Source organism: Prevotella melaninogenica, from assembly GCF_003609775.1.
GTDB lineage: Bacteria > Bacteroidota > Bacteroidia > Bacteroidales > Bacteroidaceae > Prevotella > Prevotella melaninogenica_A.
Window position 1 is genome coordinate 984,263 of sequence record NZ_AP018050.1, and the last position, 18,721, is coordinate 1,002,983.

An 18,721-nucleotide genomic window follows, 5' to 3' on the forward strand; every position below is an offset into this window, starting at 1 on the left:
TACATATTGTTAGCTTATCAGTACGCTAATAATATGTCTTTTTTCGAATTAAGACTTATTAATATGACACTAAAATATTCACTTATATTCTTAGCTCTCTTTGCTTTCTCAGCTTGTGGAGCAAAGACTGAACGGAAAGCAAAGACACAGCCGGTTGCTGATACTATTGTGATATCAGAGCAGATCTCAAGTGCTGTTTCTGAAGTATCTGCAGCCGAACAGAATGACACACTACCTACCTATATCGACAGTTATACAAAGGCTGATAGTGCTTTGGTTTGTCAGTTGTTACAAGAGTTCGTGCCACAGCGACAGCAACTTACGAATGATCAGCTTATTATAAAGATTGCACGAAAGTTTATTGGAGTGCCATATATTGCTCATACCTTGGATATAAACGAGGATGAGAAATTGGTTATTAATCTTCATGGATTAGATTGTACGACATACGTTGAGGCTGTTACAGCTCTTGCGCTATGTACAAAGAAGGGCGAAACACGTTTCTCTGATTATGTTCGTCAGTTAGAACAAATACGCTATCGTGACGGTAAGATGAGTTATATAAATCGTCTACACTATTTTCACTGGTGGTTGGAAGATAATGAACGAATGGGCTTTGTCAGAGAGATAGATACGCCTAATCCTCCTTTCACAGCTGTTCAGACCTTGAAAATCAACTATATGAGTCTGAATGCAAGACTATATGATATGTTGAAGAACAATCCTGAGCGTGTGGCTGAACTTAAGAAGTTGGAGGATGCTACCAATGGAACAAAGCTACGCTATATCCCTAAGAACTTGCTTAACAATAGTAAACTACTTCGGGAGGTGATCCATGATGGTGACATTCTTGCGATTGTTACGAGTAAGCGAGAGTTGGATACAACACATCTTGGTTTTGCAATATGGCACAAGGATGGACTCCATCTCATGAATGCCTCTAATCTTAGGAAGAACGGTAATAAGGTTGTTGACCCAGTAGAGACGCTCTATAATTATATGATGGCTCGTCCAGCTAATCTTGGAATACGTGTTGTGCGTATTCAATAACCTTGCGGATAGCATAAAAAACAATCTCTCCTTCAAGTTTGTCATTTGTTTTAATGCGACAAGCGATGGCACTAAAGAGCTTGTTTTATCCTCTTTTATACTTGTGCGGACGCTTCGCACGGGTGGTGCGGAGGCTTAGCACGAGTGGTGCGGAGGCTTAGCACCATTGTAAGATGTCATTAGGAAAAAGATAACTTATTGTTAGACGATGGATAGTACATGAGAGAATCGTCCCTTTAAGTTTATCAAACATCTATAAATAAAAAAGCTCTGGCAGAGATTTTAATAGTCCTGCCAGAGCATTTTCTTACTTTTTCATCTTAGCCTTGCGGGCATACTCAAAGAGTGCTGCAGGTAGATGGCAATAGCCAGTTGGGTTTTTGTCAAGATAATCTTGATGATATTCTTCTGCTGTATAGAAGTTCTTGAGCGGTTTCACCTCAACGGCAATCTTTCCGTTGATGTGTTTCTGCTCCTCTTCAAACACCTTTTTGATCGTTGGGAGGTCGGCTGGGTCGGTGTAGTAAACGCCTGTGCGATATTGACTACCACGGTCGTTTCCTTGCTTGTTTACACTTGTTGGGTCGATAGACTTAAAGTATAAGCCTAACAAGAACTCCAAACTGATAACCTTAGGGTCGTAGGTGATGTGTACAGCCTCGGCAAACTGTGTCTTATCTGTACATACTTCTTCATACGTTGGGTTCTTTATAATACCGTTGGCATAGCCCACTTCGGTAGCCGTAACGCCTTCTATCTGTTTGAGGTAATGTTCTGTTCCCCAGAAACAACCACCTGCTACATAAATTTCTTTCATTGGTCTAACTAATTTTATATAGGCTCCGTAGCCTTTCGCTTTCATCTCTTCAAGTGGGATGAAACGTAACGAAGCACTGTTGATACAATATCTTTTGCCCCCAGTCGCTGCTGGTCCGTCATCAAAGACGTGTCCTAAATGTGCTTTACCAGTCTTGCTTCGCACTTCCGTACGCAACATTCCGTGCGATGTATCAGTGTGGTTTGTAACGACTTTTTTGTCGATTGGCTTTGAAAAGGCAGGCCAACCGCAGCCTGAATCAAACTTATCAGTAGACGAGAAAAGCGGTTCGCCCGTTGTGATATCTACATAGATTCCCTCTCTGAACTCATGGTCATACTCGTTGGTGAAAGGTCGTTCGGTGGCAGCCTGCTGTGTTACAGCATACTGTTCGGGAGTAAGCACCTTTCGTAATGTGGCATCGTCTGGACGTGTAAATTTTGTCTTAGGAGCGATGATAGAATCTGTTTGTGTCATAGCTGTCTTTGTTTTGCTTGTGCAAGATGCTGTTCCCGTTATTAATAAGCCACAAGTTGCGGCTTCAACAAAGGTCGGAAGAATTAGCGTGCACAATATGGATAAAATGTTACGCATAGTTTGTAGTGTTTATAAATGTGATTAATAAAAAGTCAAGAGATAACAAAGGGTGTATCAAAATCCGATTTACTGGATTCTGAAACACCCTTCTTTATATTCTTTTTGTTTACTGCTTCTGCAAGAAACGGTCAACTTCAATAGCTGCCATTGCACCTGTACCAGCTGCTACGACACCCTGACGATAGGTTGGGTCTGCCACGTCACCCGCAGCAAAAACACCCTCAATATTGGTTGCTGTAGACTTTGGCTTTGTGATGATGAAGCCGTGATCGTCCATCTCTAACTGACCTTTGAAGAGGTCGGTGTTAGGAGTGTGACCAATAGCCAAGAAGAAACCATCGATGTTGATATCGAATTTCTCCTCGTTCTCCTCACCCTTGAAGCGTACCAAATGTGCTCCCTCTACACCATCTTCACCAAAGAGACCGAGTGTATTGGTGTTATAAAGAATCTCAATATTCTCCTTCTCGGTCACACGCTTACGCATAATCTCTGCCGCACGCAACTGAGGTTTACGTACAATCATATAAACCTTCTTTGCCAAACCAGAGAGATACATAGCCTCCTCGCAAGCAGTGTCACCACCACCAACAACGGCTACGGTGCGCTTACGATAGAAGAAACCGTCGCAAGTAGCACATGCACTCACACCCTGACCACGGTATTTCTCCTCATCAGGCAAGCCCAAGTACTTTGCACTTGCACCTGTTGCGATGATTACTGTTTCAGCTTCAATCTGGTTGCCACGCTCATCTTCGAGGTGGAAAGGACGACTACTGAGGTCTGCCTTTACGATAGAACCATCACGAAGATCGGCACCATAGAGCTTAGCCTGCTCACGCATCTCTGACATCAGTTGGTTTGCATCAATTCCTTCGTGGAAGCCTGGGAAGTTTTCTACAATGGTTGTGGTAGTCAACTGACCACCAGGTTGTAGACCAGAATAGAGTACTGGCTGGAGATTAGCACGTCCAGCATAAATCGCAGCAGTGTAACCTGCAGGGCCGCTACCAATTATAAGGGTTTTTACTTTTTCCATATCAATATATTGTATGTTGCCCCTTGAATAGGACTTAACTCCTAAGTGGGGGCTTGATTAATATTTTTATACTTATTACAGAACAAACATTGTGCCAAAGAGTCGTGCTCGTTATTATTCCATTGGGAATAAGCCAAAGAGTCGGTCATCAATCATATCTGTGACACGTTTGAAGTCTTGTGGGTTGTCTTGGAAGTCTGTTGTGTCACCATCGACAATCATCAGATGTCCTTTGTAGGTCTTAATCCATTCCTCATAACGCTCGTTGAGGCCACGAAGATAGTCTATACGCATTGTCTGTTCGTAGTCACGGCCACGCTGTTGGATGTGATCGATGAGTCGAGGGATAGAACAACGGATGTAAATCATCAAGTCTGGCAGCTTTACCAATGAGAGCATCAAGTCGAAGAGGTCGGTGTAATTATTAAAATCACGCTCTGACATTAATCCCATATCATAGAGGTTCGGTGCAAAGATACGTGCATCCTCGAAGATAGTACGGTCTTGGATAATCGTGTCCTTTGATTGTGAAATCTCTACAACATCGCGAAAACGCTTGTTGAGGAAGTAAATCTGCAGATTGAACGACCAACGAGTCATGTCAGCATAGTAGTCTTCCAAATACGGGTTGTTGTCAACTGGCTCGAAATGAGCTTTCCATCCGTAACGTTTCGCGAGCATCTTGGTGAGTGTAGTCTTACCAGCTCCAATATTTCCAGCGATTGCTATATGCATAATATGTGTGTATCTAATTGCCCACCTCACGCCCACCTCTTATCGTAGGTGTGGTTAGCGTCGGTGCTGAGGGCATGTGATTTCTTGTTAGTTTGTTTATGTTAATTCCCTTTCAGTACTTTAAGTGCCTGCTTTTTGAGCAAGGAAGGGATTCCTTTGTGAGTATCTTAGAACAATCCGAAGAGCTCTCTGTCAATCTTGTCAGTAATGAAACCAAAGTCTTTCGGGCGATGTTGATAATCGAGGTTGTCGACATCAATCGTCAGAACACGCCCTTTATACTTCTCTTTGATAAACTCTTCATAGCGTTTGTTGAGGTTCTCAAGATAATCCAAAGGCATCTTTTGCTCATACTCTCGTCCACGTTTCTCAATGTTAGAAACAAGGTGACTGACTGAAGCACGAAGATAAATCATTAGGTCGGGGAAGCGAACAGCATCCGTCATGTCTTCGAATAACTCCATATAGGTTTCATAGTCGCGGTCGTCAAGATTACCCATAGCATAGTTGTTCTCCGTAAAAACGTAGACTCCTTCGTAGATAGAGCGGTCTTGTACTACTGACTCATCGTTCCGACTTATCTCAAGTAGGTCTTTGAAACGCTCTTTTAAGAAGAACACTTCCATTGGGAACGACCAACGCTTTATGTCTTTGTAATAGTCCTCCAAGTAGGGGTTGTAGTCTACTGACTCAAACCTTGGCTTCCAACCATAGCGTTTGGCAAGCATCGTTGTGAGTGTTGTCTTACCGCTACCTATATTTCCTGCAATTGCAATGTGCATAACATCGTGTCCACATGTACATCTCTGGCTTTCTCTTTGATGGACAATGCCAGAGATGTCAGTGGAGAATATTGTTTATATTTAGAATTGATTTCTTGCCTTACCTACACAACCATTTGGCATTTGGATATGTAACATCGCGCATACTGTTGGTGCGATATCTACGATATGTGTCTCCATATTGCTTGCACCATGCTTCACGTTCCAACCAAAGAGTAGGAAAGGAATGTGTGTGTCGTATGGGAATGGCTGTCCATGTTGTGTTCCACGGAAGTCAGGTCTGTCCTTACCACCAAAGAACTGTGGGCGTGTAACAATGCCAATCTCACCTGAACGGCCACGGAAATAACCATTCTGCATACGCTCTTTGAGCCATTCTGGCATAGTTGTCTCGCTCACCTTCTCCTCGTCAAAGACATAGAGGAACTGTGGATCTTTCTTCAACCACTCTACAGACTCATCTATAATCTCTTGCTTTTTCTTACCAGCAGCTTCGATAATTGAGTCGTTGAGGTAGAATTGGTAGTTGTCTTCACCCATTACAGGACTGATACCAAACTTTCCTTGCAGATAGGTATTGAGGTCTTTAACAGTCTGTTTATAATCCCATCCGCCTGCTGGAATGCGGTGCTCACGCATGTAGTTATAGTTGTGAGCAGCACCATGGTCGGCAGTAAGAAAGAGCAAATAATTGCCTTCACCCACCTCTTTATCAAGCACCTTAAGGAACCATGCCAAGTCTTTGTCTAACTGCATATAAACTTCGTGATTCTCTTTTCCACGTGTAGAGAATCTATGTCCGATGATATCTGTTGATGAGATACTCACAGTAAGCATATCTGTTTCTTTCCCTTTACCGAGTTTCTCATTCTTCAAAGCTGCCTCAGCCATCTTGAAAGTCATAGTAACACCCTGTGGAGAACCCTTGATATCAAAGTTAGGGTCTGTGTGATTCTTTGCATTAAAGTCCTCAACCCACTGTGGAAGTTTATCCATGTAGAAGGTAGAAGATACAAAGCGACCTGCTGAAGTGTCCCACCAGTAAGCGGCATCGGCTGCATGACCAGCAGGAAGGATAGATGCACGGTCTTTCAATGCGACACCAATCACCTTTGAACGGAAGTCTGTTGCAACTTGAAGCTCGTCGCCAATGGTGGATGTAAGCATACGGCGAGGGCTCATCTGACCTTCTTTACTATCAGAACCAACACTCTTCACGGTATTATCTTCGCAGCAATAAACACTCTTATCGTCTTGATAGAAAGAGTTGCCAGCAATGCCAGTGAAGGCAGGAATAGAACCCGTATAAACAGAACTATGTCCGATAGCAGTCACTGTTGGTGCATAGTTGATGTGTGTATTCTCAAACGAGAAACCTTGGTTGAGTAATCTTTTCAAACCATCATTACCATATTCATTGTAATAGTAGTAGAAATAATCCCAACGCATTTGGTCGACAACAAGACCAACAACCAACTTTGGTCGTTGTATCTGCGCATTTGCTGCTGCTGCAATCAGCAATCCAGCTACAAGAAAAAGCAGTTTTCTCATTTTAGGTCATGTGTTTAAATTATCTTGCAAACTTACAATATTTTTTTTAATTTCTCGACTTTTTTGTCTACTTTTGCACTTGTCGAAATGATATTAAATACAAACAAGAAACATGAAGAATATCATCATTGCAGATAATCAGGATATCACACGGGCTGGAATGGCTTATGTGGTTTCTAAAAGGGAGAATATATCTTGTCAGGTGGCAGGCAATAAGTCTGAATTGATACTCCTCTTAAACGATTGTCCTGAAGCGGTTGTGATATTAGATTATACCTTGTTTGATATTTTTAGTGAGTCGGATCTTCTAAATATTGGCCAGCGTTTCCCGCTTGCACATCTTATATTATGGAGTGAGGAGTTGAGTGTCGACTTCATTCGCAATCTTGTTAATGCAAGTAATCGGATTAGTGTGCTTATGAAGGACGCCAAGATGTCTGAAATAGAACAATGTCTTGACTATGTGCTACAAGGTCAACGTTTTCTTTGTCAACATGCAACAAACATGATTTTAGCCCCTACTGCCTCAGTTGATAAGGAGACTGCGGTATTGACGAAAACAGAAACTGAGATTCTTAAGGAGATTGCTTTGGGTATTACGACACGTGAGATTGCAGAGAAACGTTTTTCTTCTTTCCATACGGTTAACACACATAGAAAGAATATCTTTCGTAAGTTAGGTGTGAATAATGTTCATGAAGCTATCCGCTATGCGATGCGTTCGGGATTAGTAGATGCTGCAGAATATTATATTTAAGGTTTGTCTTGTTATTTCTTTATTATTTCTGCACTTACTTTTTTGATTTGGTAGAGAAATGATAAGGCTTGTTGGGTGTGAAATATCTTTACATTTTAAGGCTATAATTTACTCTAATTTCCCTCGAAAAACACCTTATTCTGAAGCTCTTGTAACTGTTTTATTGTCAAATAGTTAGAAAGGTGTAAATTAAAAGGTGCTTAGTTGGACTTCAAAAGGGCGTTAGTTAGACCTCAAAAGGGCATCTTTTACAAGCCAATTAGGCGTCTTTTCGAATCCAATTAAGCATCTATTGATTTTTAAGCAGTGATTTTTTTATTACAATGCAGGTTAAGGGGATAGTTTGCTTAAAGCTATCTTATAATATTGTAGACTGCTTTCAATGTAGAATGATGACCATAGAAAGAGCCATATCAAACGCTGTTAGCGTGAATTGATACGGCTCTTTTAGTATGTGTTATGACCGAAAGAACAATTTTAGTCTTGGTCTGCTAACTCCTTCTTACTAAGCTTGGTTGCAAGAATGAAGTAAAGAATCAATGCAGCATAAGCTACGAGAGCGAGAAGTTCAGAGAGATGATTCTCCCACCAAGATGAGTAATCGAACTCGATACCACCAAACTTCAGTAGGGCTGAAACGACACCCATCAGCGCACCACCAGCTATGAAGCCTGATGCCAAGAGCGTTCCCTTATCGCCACGTGCTTTATTTACAGCTTCGTTCTTAGAACGAGTGGTTACATACCAGTTTACGGCTCCACCGACCAAGAGAGGAATATTCAACTCCAAAGGAATGAACATACCCAATGCGAAAGCCAATGCAGGAACCTTGCAACGGTCGAGAACGAGTGCAATAACAGCACCGATGCCATAGAGAACCCAAGGTGCACCCTGTCCACTCATCAATGGTTTAATAACAGCTGCCATTGCATTGGCTTGTGGAGCAGCTAACTTGCCAGAGTTGAAGCCGTAGGTCTTATCCAAAACAATCATCACACCCGCAACAGTAGCTGCAGAGATAATCGTACCGAGGAACTTCCATGTTTCCTGCTTCTTAGGAGTTGTACCGAGCCAATAGCCAATCTTCAAGTCGGTAATGAACGAACCAGCCATTGAAAGGGCTGTACATACAACGCCACCCATCAAAAGAGCTGCCAACATACCAGCGTTACCCTTCAAACCTACAGCTACCATCACGACAGAAGCAAGGATGAGAGTCATCAATGTCATACCTGATACTGGGTTGCTTCCTACAATCGCAATGGCGTTAGCAGCAACTGTAGTGAAGAGGAAGGCAATAATGGCAACGAGGAGAATACCCACAACTGCATGCAACAAGTTGAAGTCCATCACACCAAAATAGAAGAATAAGAAGGTGATGAGGAGGGTAGCAATACTTCCAAAAGCAATAATCTTAAAGGAAATATCACGTTGTGTACGGAGAATTTCTTCCTGTCCACTACCTTTACCTTTCATTTCGCGAGCTGCTAATCCAACAGCACTTTTGATGATACCCCATGACTTCACGATACCGATGATACCTGACATTGCGATGCCACCAATACCGATTGAGCGAGCGTATGACTTAAAGATAGCCTCTGGTGCCATCTGTCCTACGGCTGTTGTGATAGATGGGTCCCATTGGTTCAGTACGGTGTCTGGGAAGATAAGAGCCATTCCCGGTACGATGAGCCACCATACAGTCAGCGAACCAACACAAATGATGAAAGCATATTTTAGGCCGATGATATAGCCAAGACCGAGGACTGCAGCACCCGTGTTAATCTTGAAAACGAGTTTTGCCTTGTCTGCAATCGTTTCGCCAAAGCCAATCATACGGCTGGTTACGTTCTCATTCCACCATCCAAAGGTTGCTATAATAAAGTCGTAGAGTCCACCTACAAGACCAGCGAGGAGGAGAGGCTTTGCCTGACTTCCACCTTTCTCGCCGCTCACGAGTACCTGTGTGGTAGCCGTTGCTTCAGGGAAAGGATATTTACCATGCTGGTCCTTAACAAAGTATTTACGGAAAGGAATCAAGAAGAGAATACCCAAGACGCCGCCTAAAGCTGCTGCAATGAAGATGTTGAAGAAGTCAGCTTCTAACTCAAGCATGTAGATAGCTGGCATTACGAAGATACCTCCTGCTACAATAGCACCTGAGCAGGCACCGATACTTTGGATAATGACATTCTCGCCCAATGCGTTCTTACGCTTTGTGGCAGATGATACTCCAATTGCGATAATGGCAATCGGGATAGCAGCCTCAAACACCTGTCCAACTTTCAAACCAAGATAAGCTGCGGCAGCAGAGAAGAGAACTGCCATGAGAATACCCCAAGTGATAGACCATGGGCTTACTTCACGATACGTTTCTTGTGGTGACATGACGGGCTTGTACTCTTCGCCATCTTTCAACTCCCTGAAAGCATTCTCAGGAAGGTCAATGTTTTGATTCGTGTTATTTTCCATTGTTTAATAGTATTATTTGCTTGCAAAGATAAATAAAAATCATTTATCTTGTACCAATTCAGCATAAAATATTACCTTTGTCAATATGAAAGAGATTAAACCCATCGCTTTTTTCCGTTCTCCCTTGACGTCGAAGTTCGGTATTCCTCGTCAAAGTGGACTGGCTGATAATCTTGTAGGTAGGATTGTGTTTGAACCTCAATATCAACGTGAGGAGGCACTGAGAGGCTTGGAAGACTTTGATTATCTGTGGTTAATTTGGGGCTTTTCAGCAAATAAAACTACCGATGAAGGCAAACTGACTGTTCGTCCTCCGCGCTTGGGTGGGAATGAACGATTAGGCGTGTTTGCCACTCGTTCGCCCTTTCGTCCAAATGGTCTTGGATTGTCTTCTGTTCGTATTAATCGAATAGTGGATGGTGTTATTGAGGTTGTTGGAGCAGATTTGATGGACGGTACACCGATCTATGATGTAAAACCATATATCTCATACGTTGATAGTCATCCTGAGGCAAGAGGCGGTTTTACCGATAAGAAAGAATGGCAACTATTGTCAGTTAATATTGTGGATGAATACTCTAAGCTCTTTGATGTAGAGGAACTTGCAGCCTTAAAGGAGGTACTCTCGCAAGACCCACGCCCACAATATCAGCATGATGCAGCGCGTGTTTATGGTATGCCTTTCGGTGGAAAGGATGTAAAGTTTAGGGTTGAGGGGGATGTGTTAGAGGTTGTTGGGGTTGATTAGGAAGCTATTTGGCTTATTGGGCTAATTAGCCTTATAAGCCCAATAAGCCAAATTAGGCTAATAAACTCAAGAAAGTTATTATCTCAATAATCACCTATTTCTTCTTCAAATAACGCATCCAAGCAAAGGGGCGACGATGTGATAGATAATCAAGGTTATTCATATTCTGATACGCTTCCCGTTCAAAGGAGAGGTTAAGATAGGCCCGCCCCTCCATGGGTAAGCGTATAAGCCATTCTATAAGATACCATAAATAAAAGGGAAGGATGAGCATTTCTAACATTTGTCGTGTATGAATACGCTCATGATTGATAATCTCCTTCGTTAGTTTAACGCCAGGATGAACAAAAAGAAGCCCAAGAATGTTGATGGCATCGTAATTCTTGGGCGGTAGATATTTCGTCCGAATAATCTTCATTAATCTGTTTCAATAGACTCAACACGTGGTTTTGAAGCTGCTGGAGCGATAGGCTGTACCTCGCCAGACGAAGACTCTGAAGTGCTACTTTGTTTGTCTGCACTACTTGAAGAAGCATCATTACTACTGCTCTTGTGGCTCGAACGATTACTTCTACGAATACTATTAAACACCTTTTCAGCCTGTTCTTCCTCTTGCTTTTCAGTAACTTCCTTGGCTGTTGTGTCTCTAACAATCGTGTCAAACTTAGCTTTATTATTATCTGCTAAGTTTGAATCTGGCTCAATAGCAGTCTGTGTATATTCTGGGTCGTTCTTATGTTGACCATAATAATAGAATCCAAAGGCAACAAGGAAAATCGTACCAAGGATAATAAAGGCAACCATACCGCGCCCTAAGGTCGGTCCGTTGTCTGTATCATTATTATTCAATGGAGTATTGCAGTAAGGACAATTCTTATCCTTCTCACTCACCTCATTATTACAATTTCGACATTTCATATTTCTTTCTTTAGCTTTGATTTCTATCGGCAAAGGTAAAAGAAAAGGTAGAGATGACAAAACGATTTGCCTTTTTATTCGTTTCTTCTTTCTTTTTTGTATCTTTGCAGGGATTTTCAAGAGATGATATAATCATATTAAAAATAGAAAAGAAGGAGTTTTTTCGATATGAAAAAGACATTGATAATTATATGTTTCCTTACTTGTTGGCTGTGTGTATCTGCCCAGAGCCTGCGTGAGGTGTGGGTAGAAATGCCTGATAGTATACTGCCTTATTTGAGCAAGAGCCAGCGTACAGAGCTGGCTGACTATGTTGAAATGAAGGCAGAACCAGCCGTCTTGAGTACTTTCGGCGATTCTGTTCGGATTGAATGTATGACCAATAACTATCTTTTAGTTAAAGCGAATGAGGTTACTCGTTTGGAAATCAAGTTGTTGGATAATAACACAATAGCGTTAGTTCAGACATGGATGGCACCTGCTGCAGAGAGTAAGTTGAGTCTTTTCAACCTGCAATGGCAGCCAAAAGAGGTGGTTGTGGGTTACCAAGAGAATATTGTAAAACCAGAATCAATGAGTGATGAGGACTTTGAAGAATTGAAGACGTTGATGTATCCTCGTCTGAAAGAGTATCGATTGTCAGCAGATAATAACTCATTGTCAGTAAGTTGGAACTACCCTTTGCTTTCTAAGAAAGATGTGAAGCGAGTTGCAGACTTATTAAAGCCGCAGGTACTTAACTGGACTGGAAAAGATTTTCGATAGTAAAAAATGATGGAGCATTTGGCAGTTTCTGATAAAATAACTACTTTTGTGCTCATTAATTAATAGCTTATAGCATGAATTTGAAGGTACGTTTAGCATTGATGAACTTCTTGGAGTTCGCAGTGTGGGGAGCTTATTTGACCTCTATGGGTCGCTATCTTGGTAACATTGGTATTGGTCCAGAGATTGGCTATTTCTACTCAATGCAAGGTGTAGTATCAATCTTTATGCCTGCTTTGATGGGTATTGTAGCCGATCGTTGGGTTCCTGCTCAGCGTTTGTTAGGCTTCTGTCATTTGCTTGCAGGCTTGTTTATGTTTGCCACTGCAGGTTATGGTTTGAGCGCAGGCGACCAAGCAGAGTTCTCTACTATCTTCACACTTTATTCGCTTTCTGTTGCCTTTTATATGCCAACCTTGGCTCTCTCAAACTCTGTTGCTTATAGTGCTTTGAGTAATGCAGGTATGGATACTGTGAAAGCTTTTCCACCTATCCGTGTGTTTGGTACGATTGGTTTTATCCTTACCATGTGGTTGGTAGACCTCTTAGGCTTCCAAAGTAATCAGAATCAGTTTATTACTTCTGGTGTTGTAAGTATCATCCTCTTCCTTTATACCTTTACATTGCCTAAGTGTGCAACTAATAAGGGTACTGAGCAGAAGAGTTTTGTGGATGCCTTTGGTTTGCGTGCTTTTGCCTTATTCAAGGAGAAGAAGATGGCAATCTTCTTTATCTTCTCAATGTTGTTGGGTGTAAGTCTTCAGATAACAAACAGCTTTGCCAATCCATTCCTCTTTAGCTTTGGTGCTCAACCAGAGTTTGCAAACTCTTTTGGAGTACAGCATGCTAATATTCTGATTAGTCTTTCGCAGGTCAGTGAGACTTGTTGTATTCTTCTGATTCCATTCTTTATGCGTCATTATGGTATTAAGAATGTGATGTTGATAGCTATGTTTGCATGGGTATTGCGCTTTGGTTTGTTTGGAGTTGGTAATCCAGGCTTCCCTGGTATTTTGATGTTCGTACTCTCAATGCTTGTTTATGGTGTAGCCTTTGACTTTTTCAATATCTCAGGTTCACTCTTTGTTGATAATAGTACGGAGCCAGCACTCCGCTCTTCAGCACAAGGTTTGTTCATGTTGATGACCAATGGTGTTGGTGCAACAGTGGGAACATTAGCAGCTCAGGCTGTTGTAAACGCCTATACACATCCAGAGGTTGTGGGGTCAGATACATTGACAGTAGGTGATTGGCAGGCTTGTTGGTTCATCTTCGCTGGCTACGCCTTTGTTGTAGGTGTCTTGTTTGCTATTATCTTCCGTCCAAAGAAAAAATAATTGCTTACTGATTAATGGTATAGAATCAATGAGTAAAGTTCAACTTATATATGAAGGAATATCACAGATAGTAGGAGGTCCTGAGTTAGGACTCCTTGTTCTGTCCGATCTTACACATACAAGGCAGATTGCTATTGTATGTGATAAGCGTATGGAGATTGAACTTAGCTTGCGAACAGGTGAGAAACCTGTTACCGAAAGATTATTGCCAGAAGTGCTTTGTAGTGTGAATCCATTGATGACAAGTGAGCATTACGAAATACTTTTTAATTCTATCATTGATGGACAATACAAGGCTCTCTTAGTAAATAAAGACGATTTAACGCTTACACCTATACGTGCTTCTGATGCAGTATTGTTGGCACATGTGGCAAAGTTGAATATCTTTATGGAGGAGCATCTCTTCAAACGTCAAAGCGTGGATAGCAGTACAAGTCAGAATAAGATGGCTTTACCTTTAAATGCTCTAAGTTTTGAGATGCTACATCATGCTTTGGAGAAAGCTATAGAAGAAGAGAATTATGAACTTGCTTCTATGCTCAGAGATGAAATGAAGAATAGAGCAAAGGAGCCTTGAATACAAAACTAATTAAGAACGCTTAAGCCCCATACTATACATTCTTTCTTAGGAAGTCGATGTTATAAAACCAGAGAATGAAAGAAGCAAGATATTTTTATGTCCCTAATGCAGCTCTTGAAACGGAGTTGCCAGCAGAGGAGGCCGTTCATGCTACACGTGTACTGAGGTTGAAGGAAGGCGACGAACTTTTCCTTATGGATGGTGAAGGTTGCTTCTATCAAGCAGAGGTTGCACTGGCAACATCGAAAAAGTGCCTTTATACTATTAAAGAGACACTGAAGCAAGGCCTTGTTTGGCGTGGAAAGATTCATCTTGCTATTGCTCCAACAAAAGATATGGGACGTATAGAATGGATGACGGAAAAGGCTACGGAAGTAGGTTTTGATGAGATTAGCTTCTTAGACTGTAAGTTCTCTGAGCGTAAGACTTTACGTGTAGATCGTATAGAGAAGATTGTAGTTTCAGCAATGAAGCAAAGTCGTAAGGGGTGGAAACCTATCGTAAACCCTATGACTCCTTTTCATTCCTTTATAGAGAACTGTTCTAACAATGGACGAAAGTATATTTGCCATTGTTATCAAGAGATTCCTCGAGCAGACTTCTTTACCGCTATTACACAAGAAGGCTCGTCTTTGTCCGAAGAAGATATTACCGTATTAGTAGGTCCAGAAGGCGATTTCTCTATTGATGAAGTTCGTTTCGCTTTGGAGCATGGTTTTGAGAGTGTTACATTGGGTAACAGTCGTTTACGCACAGAGACTGCGGGACTTAGTGCCGTTATGATGTCGCAGCTTGCACGTAGAGTGTAAGCTGTTTTTATGTGTATAAGGTAAGAATAGTTGATGAATACTTTTAAAAATATATATGAGTAATTGCAATTATCATACTCCGCACCATTGGTGTTAAGCCTTCGCACAATGTGTGCTAAGCCTTCGCACATGATGTGCGGAGCGTCCGCACGATAACAAGTGATGAATAGAAAAACCCTTAAAGGATATTAGACGGTTTGCAATAAGCCCAATGACTGGTAATAGAAGTCTAACAAGCAACTTATATGAGAAAAAGTTTATCGGACGTAAATGAATTGAGTTTTTTCATTGTACTCCCATGTTTGTATGAAAAAAAATGCTTAATTTTGCAGCATACATTTAAATAACGTTATTATTTATATTAAATTTTTTAGCTAAACTATGCAGAAAAGATTACTTTTCTTGATTACGTTGTTGATTGCAATGACAACTACTGTCATGGCACAGGTTACAACTTCAGGAATCAGTGGTAAGATTGTGTCTCAGGGTGAAGATGTTATCGGTGCTACCATTACAGCAACTCATCAACCTTCTGGAACAGTCTACCGCGCTGTAACGAACATTGATGGCCGTTATACTATTCAGGGTATGCGTGTCGGTGGTCCGTACAAGGTGACTGTGGCTTACATTGGTCAGAAGACAAAGACATTTGACAATGTAACACTTCGTTTGGGTGAGACGGAAGATCTCTCTTGTTCACTTCAAGATGATACCAAGGAACTTCAGGAGGTTGTTGTGAAGGGTAGTGCAGGTGTCAACGCAACCAAGACGGGTGCTGCACAGAGTATCAGTTCAAAACAGATTGCTGATATGCCAAGTATTACCCATGGTATTGCTGATGTTGCTCGCCTTAATCCACAGTTGACAACAACGAATAGCGGTGCAATGTCTTTTGCTGGCACAAGTAACCGTTACAACTCTTTCATGATTGATGGTGCTGCCAACAATGACGTATTCGGACTTTCTGGTGATGGAACGAATGGTGGTAGAGCTGGTGCACAGCCTGTTTCAATGGAGACAATTGAGCAGATTCAGGTGAATGTTGCTCCTTTCGACGTTCGTCAGGGTGGTTTCACAGGTGGTGCTATTAATGCTATTACGAAGAGTGGTACCAACATTTTCCATGGTAGTGTTTATGGTTTTGGTAACAACCAGAACTTGGTAGGTTCAAAATATCCTCTCGCTGATGGTGGTTATGCTCCAAAGTTCAACAAGCAGCAAGAGTATAATATTGGTGTAACCTTCGGTGGTCCAATCATTAAAGACAAGTTGTTCTTCTTTGCTAACTATGAAAAGACCAATAAGACTTATCCTAATCTCTATACTTTAGGTTCTGAGCAATCAGCTGTTGATGCTGCAAAGGCAAATGATATCTTGGTTAAGATTGCTGATATAGCAAATCGTCAGGGTGTAAACTTCCCAACAGCACTTTCTAACAGTGATATTTATACAAAGAGTAATAAGGTAGGTTTGAAGCTCGACTGGAATATCAATGAGACCAATAAAGCCTCTCTTCGTTGGAGTCTTGTTGATGCAGTTCAGTTGAATAATGCTGGTTCACGAACAGCTGTTAATGGCAGTAGCTATGCTTTCCCATTTGAAAGTACTACCAATTCATTCATTGCAGAGTTGCAGAGTCGTATCTCTCCGTCTGTTGCTAATGAGGCTCGTGCAAGCTATGTACGTGTAAGAGACAATCGTGCTATCTCTGGTGAATATCCTAATGTTACTATCAATAACGTCGGTGGTGGTGCAGTAAACTTAGGTATTGACCGTTCTTCTATGGCTAATCGCTTGGATCAGGACATTTATACATTGGAAGATAACTTGACTTGGTATAAGGGTAATCATACCTTTACATTCGGTACTCACAACGAATTGTATAAGTTTACAAATCTCTTCCTTCAGGATCTCTTTGGTAGTTATACCTTCAAGAACTATGATTCTTTCGTAAGCTACTACAATGATTATGTTAATGGAACTATCGATCCAAAGAAGTCATATATTAACTTGTATCGTTATGGTCATGCAAATGTTGACGTAACAGGTAACCCACGTTGGGAATCTTCATTCGGTGCGGCTCAGTTGAGTTTCTATGCACAGGATAAGTGGGATGCAACCACAAACTTCCAGTTGACTTATGGTTTGCGTATGGATATTCCAATTATCATGGATACCCCTACAGCAAATGAGCCATTTGCTCAGTATGCAGAGACAAAGGGATGGAATGTTAAGACTAATCAGCGTTTGGCAAGTAGTCCTCTTTTTAGCCCACGTGTAGGTTTCCGTTGGGATATCAAGAAAGATCGCAGATTTATTCTCCGTGGTGGTGCTGGTGTGTTCACTGGTCGTATACCTTTTGTTTGGATTAGCAACAACTATGCTAATACCGGTATCCAGGTTTCATCATTTAATGTTAACTCTCCAACAGGCTTGGATTTGTTGCTTGACCCTAATGGACAGGAGGCAAATGCTAATAAGTTAAAGGCATTAGGAAGTCAGACTATCAATGTTTACGATCGTAACTTCAAGTATGCACAGAACCTTCGTTTTAACCTTGGTTTTGACTTTAATGTGTTAGGTATCAACTGGACAGCCGAGGCTATCTACTCAAAGACATTGAATGATATCCTTTATGAGAATCTTGCTTACGAGCAGACTGGTAAGACCTTTGGTGAAGTCTATGGTAGTGCAGGTGCTCCTATAGAAGACAATCGTCCACTTTTCTCTAAGGTAACTGCAGGAAGTCCTTATACAAATGTTTATAAACTCAGCAATACTTCAAAGGGTTATACAATGAACTTGAGCTTGAAGGCTGAGAAGCATTTCGACTTCGGACTTGACTTGATGGCAAGTTATACTTGGACAAAGGCTATGAGTGTCAATAATGGTAGCTCATCTGTTGCAGAGAGTAACTGGAGATATAATTATACTTATCGTAACCCTAACGACCCAGAGTTGGGCTATTCTGCTTACAATATTCCTCACCGTATTCAGGCTTCTGCTTACTATCACATAAACTATGGTGCACAGAAGCAGTGGCAGACTACTGTAGGTCTTATCTATCAGGCTAAGAGTGGCTCTCCATATAGTATCTATTATTATGGTGATGTTAACGAAGATGGCGCAAATGGTAACGACCTCTTCTTTATTCCAACAGATGCTCAGATTGACAGAATGCAGTTTGAGGAGACAAACTTCTCTGCTAATGCGCTTACCAATGCAGTCTTTGGTGATGGTTTCACTGCTCCTAAGTTGACAGCTGATATGCAGCGTGCAATGATGAAACATTGGATTGGTAATGACTCTTACATGAAGAAGCATCGTGGTGAGTATTACAAGCGTTTTGCTGATAACCTTGCTTTTGAGCATCATTTCGATGTTCACTTCGCACAGAAGTATAGTTTCAAGGTGGGTGGTCAGGTTAACTCTCTTGAGTTGAGTTTTGATATCATCAACGTTGGTAACTTGTTGAATAAGGATTGGGGCCATACTTATGGCGATGGCTTTGGTATCTACTACAGTCCAGTAAACTACCAGAGAAATGGTCGTTATCAGTTTACAGGTGGTTATGCAACACGTAACTATAGCGACTACTATAGCCGTTGGCGTGGTCAGCTCGGTTTGCGTTACACATTCTAATCTGTAAGATAAAACTATATAAAAAGCAGAGACTCCTGTTGGGGTCTCTGCTTTTTTTCTTATCTTTGCATAAGATAGGCTGCGTTCGGCAATTTGAAATTAAACTTTCATTGCTCTCACTT

Annotated in this window: 16 protein-coding genes; 8 read left to right on the forward strand and 8 right to left on the reverse strand. The window is 41.4% G+C overall.

Translation table 11 applies throughout. The features are described from left to right. Positions 1-63: 63 nt before the first annotated feature. A complete protein-coding gene (locus tag PMEL_RS10620; RefSeq protein ID WP_120175224.1) occupies positions 64-1,050 on the forward strand; it encodes an N-acetylmuramoyl-L-alanine amidase-like domain-containing protein in 987 nt (328 codons plus the stop codon). A gap of 307 nt (positions 1,051-1,357) precedes the next feature. Here PMEL_RS10620 and PMEL_RS10625 read toward each other — a convergent pair whose 3' ends face one another. The 5 genes from PMEL_RS10625 to PMEL_RS10645 all read right to left on the reverse strand — a co-directional run bounded on the left by PMEL_RS10625 (position 1,358) and on the right by PMEL_RS10645 (position 6,571). After that, positions 1,358-2,461: a bifunctional methionine sulfoxide reductase B/A protein gene (locus PMEL_RS10625; protein WP_120175225.1), complete on the reverse strand. Its 1,104-nt coding sequence runs from the start codon at positions 2,459-2,461 to the stop codon at positions 1,358-1,360. Between the two features lie 109 nt (positions 2,462-2,570). Then, positions 2,571-3,503: a thioredoxin-disulfide reductase gene (gene trxB, locus PMEL_RS10630; RefSeq protein WP_120175226.1), complete on the reverse strand. Its 933-nt coding sequence runs from the start codon at positions 3,501-3,503 to the stop codon at positions 2,571-2,573. Between the two features lie 114 nt (positions 3,504-3,617). Further along, positions 3,618-4,238 (reverse strand): deoxynucleoside kinase, encoded by a 621-nt coding sequence (locus PMEL_RS10635; protein ID WP_021673202.1) that lies wholly within the window; start codon positions 4,236-4,238, stop codon positions 3,618-3,620. Between the two features lie 167 nt (positions 4,239-4,405). Next, positions 4,406-5,020 carry a deoxynucleoside kinase gene (locus tag PMEL_RS10640; protein ID WP_120175227.1) on the reverse strand — a complete coding sequence of 205 codons (615 nt, stop codon included), beginning with the start codon at positions 5,018-5,020 and terminating at the stop codon, positions 4,406-4,408. Between the two features lie 81 nt (positions 5,021-5,101). Beyond that, positions 5,102-6,571: an alkaline phosphatase family protein gene (locus PMEL_RS10645; RefSeq protein ID WP_120175228.1), complete on the reverse strand. Its 1,470-nt coding sequence runs from the start codon at positions 6,569-6,571 to the stop codon at positions 5,102-5,104. A gap of 112 nt (positions 6,572-6,683) precedes the next feature. On the opposite strand from PMEL_RS10645, the gene PMEL_RS10650 reads away from it, so the two are divergent. After that, positions 6,684-7,328 (forward strand): helix-turn-helix transcriptional regulator, encoded by a 645-nt coding sequence (locus tag PMEL_RS10650; protein ID WP_120175229.1) that lies wholly within the window; start codon positions 6,684-6,686, stop codon positions 7,326-7,328. 477 nt (positions 7,329-7,805) lie between these two features. Here PMEL_RS10650 and PMEL_RS10655 read toward each other — a convergent pair whose 3' ends face one another. After that, positions 7,806-9,800 carry an OPT family oligopeptide transporter gene (locus PMEL_RS10655; protein WP_120175230.1) on the reverse strand — a complete coding sequence of 665 codons (1,995 nt, stop codon included), beginning with the start codon at positions 9,798-9,800 and terminating at the stop codon, positions 7,806-7,808. 85 nt (positions 9,801-9,885) lie between these two features. Here PMEL_RS10655 and tsaA point away from each other — a divergent pair, with 85 nt between their 5' ends. Then, on the forward strand, positions 9,886-10,548 hold the full coding sequence (gene tsaA, locus PMEL_RS10660) for a tRNA (N6-threonylcarbamoyladenosine(37)-N6)-methyltransferase TrmO (RefSeq protein WP_120175231.1): 663 nt from the start codon (positions 9,886-9,888) through the stop codon (positions 10,546-10,548). A 94-nt stretch (positions 10,549-10,642) separates the two neighbouring features. Here the strand turns inward: tsaA and PMEL_RS10665 are convergent, their stop codons facing one another. After that, complete coding sequence (locus PMEL_RS10665) at positions 10,643-10,966, reverse strand: hypothetical protein (protein WP_120175232.1); 324 nt, start codon at positions 10,964-10,966, stop codon at positions 10,643-10,645. Next, entirely contained in the window at positions 10,966-11,466 is a 501-nt protein-coding gene (locus PMEL_RS10670; RefSeq protein ID WP_120175233.1) for a zinc ribbon domain-containing protein, read from the reverse strand. The genes PMEL_RS10665 and PMEL_RS10670 overlap by 1 nt, the downstream gene beginning before the upstream one ends. A gap of 168 nt (positions 11,467-11,634) precedes the next feature. Here PMEL_RS10670 and PMEL_RS10675 point away from each other — a divergent pair, with 168 nt between their 5' ends. From PMEL_RS10675 to PMEL_RS10695, 5 genes are all read left to right on the forward strand, one after another. Next, on the forward strand, positions 11,635-12,231 hold the full coding sequence (locus PMEL_RS10675; RefSeq protein WP_172586791.1) for a DUF3256 family protein: 597 nt from the start codon (positions 11,635-11,637) through the stop codon (positions 12,229-12,231). A 74-nt stretch (positions 12,232-12,305) separates the two neighbouring features. Then, on the forward strand, positions 12,306-13,568 hold the full coding sequence (locus PMEL_RS10680) for an MFS transporter (protein ID WP_120175234.1): 1,263 nt from the start codon (positions 12,306-12,308) through the stop codon (positions 13,566-13,568). Between the two features lie 28 nt (positions 13,569-13,596). Next, positions 13,597-14,145: a bifunctional nuclease domain-containing protein gene (locus PMEL_RS10685; RefSeq protein ID WP_120175235.1), complete on the forward strand. Its 549-nt coding sequence runs from the start codon at positions 13,597-13,599 to the stop codon at positions 14,143-14,145. A 77-nt stretch (positions 14,146-14,222) separates the two neighbouring features. Continuing rightward, positions 14,223-14,957, forward strand: coding sequence for an RsmE family RNA methyltransferase (locus PMEL_RS10690; protein ID WP_120175236.1), 735 nt, complete (start codon positions 14,223-14,225; stop codon positions 14,955-14,957). 381 nt (positions 14,958-15,338) lie between these two features. Continuing rightward, the gene (locus tag PMEL_RS10695; protein ID WP_120175237.1) at positions 15,339-18,599 is read left to right on the forward strand and encodes a carboxypeptidase regulatory-like domain-containing protein; all 3,261 of its coding nucleotides are present in this window, start codon (positions 15,339-15,341) and stop codon (positions 18,597-18,599) included. The last annotated feature ends 122 nt before the right edge of the window (positions 18,600-18,721 follow it).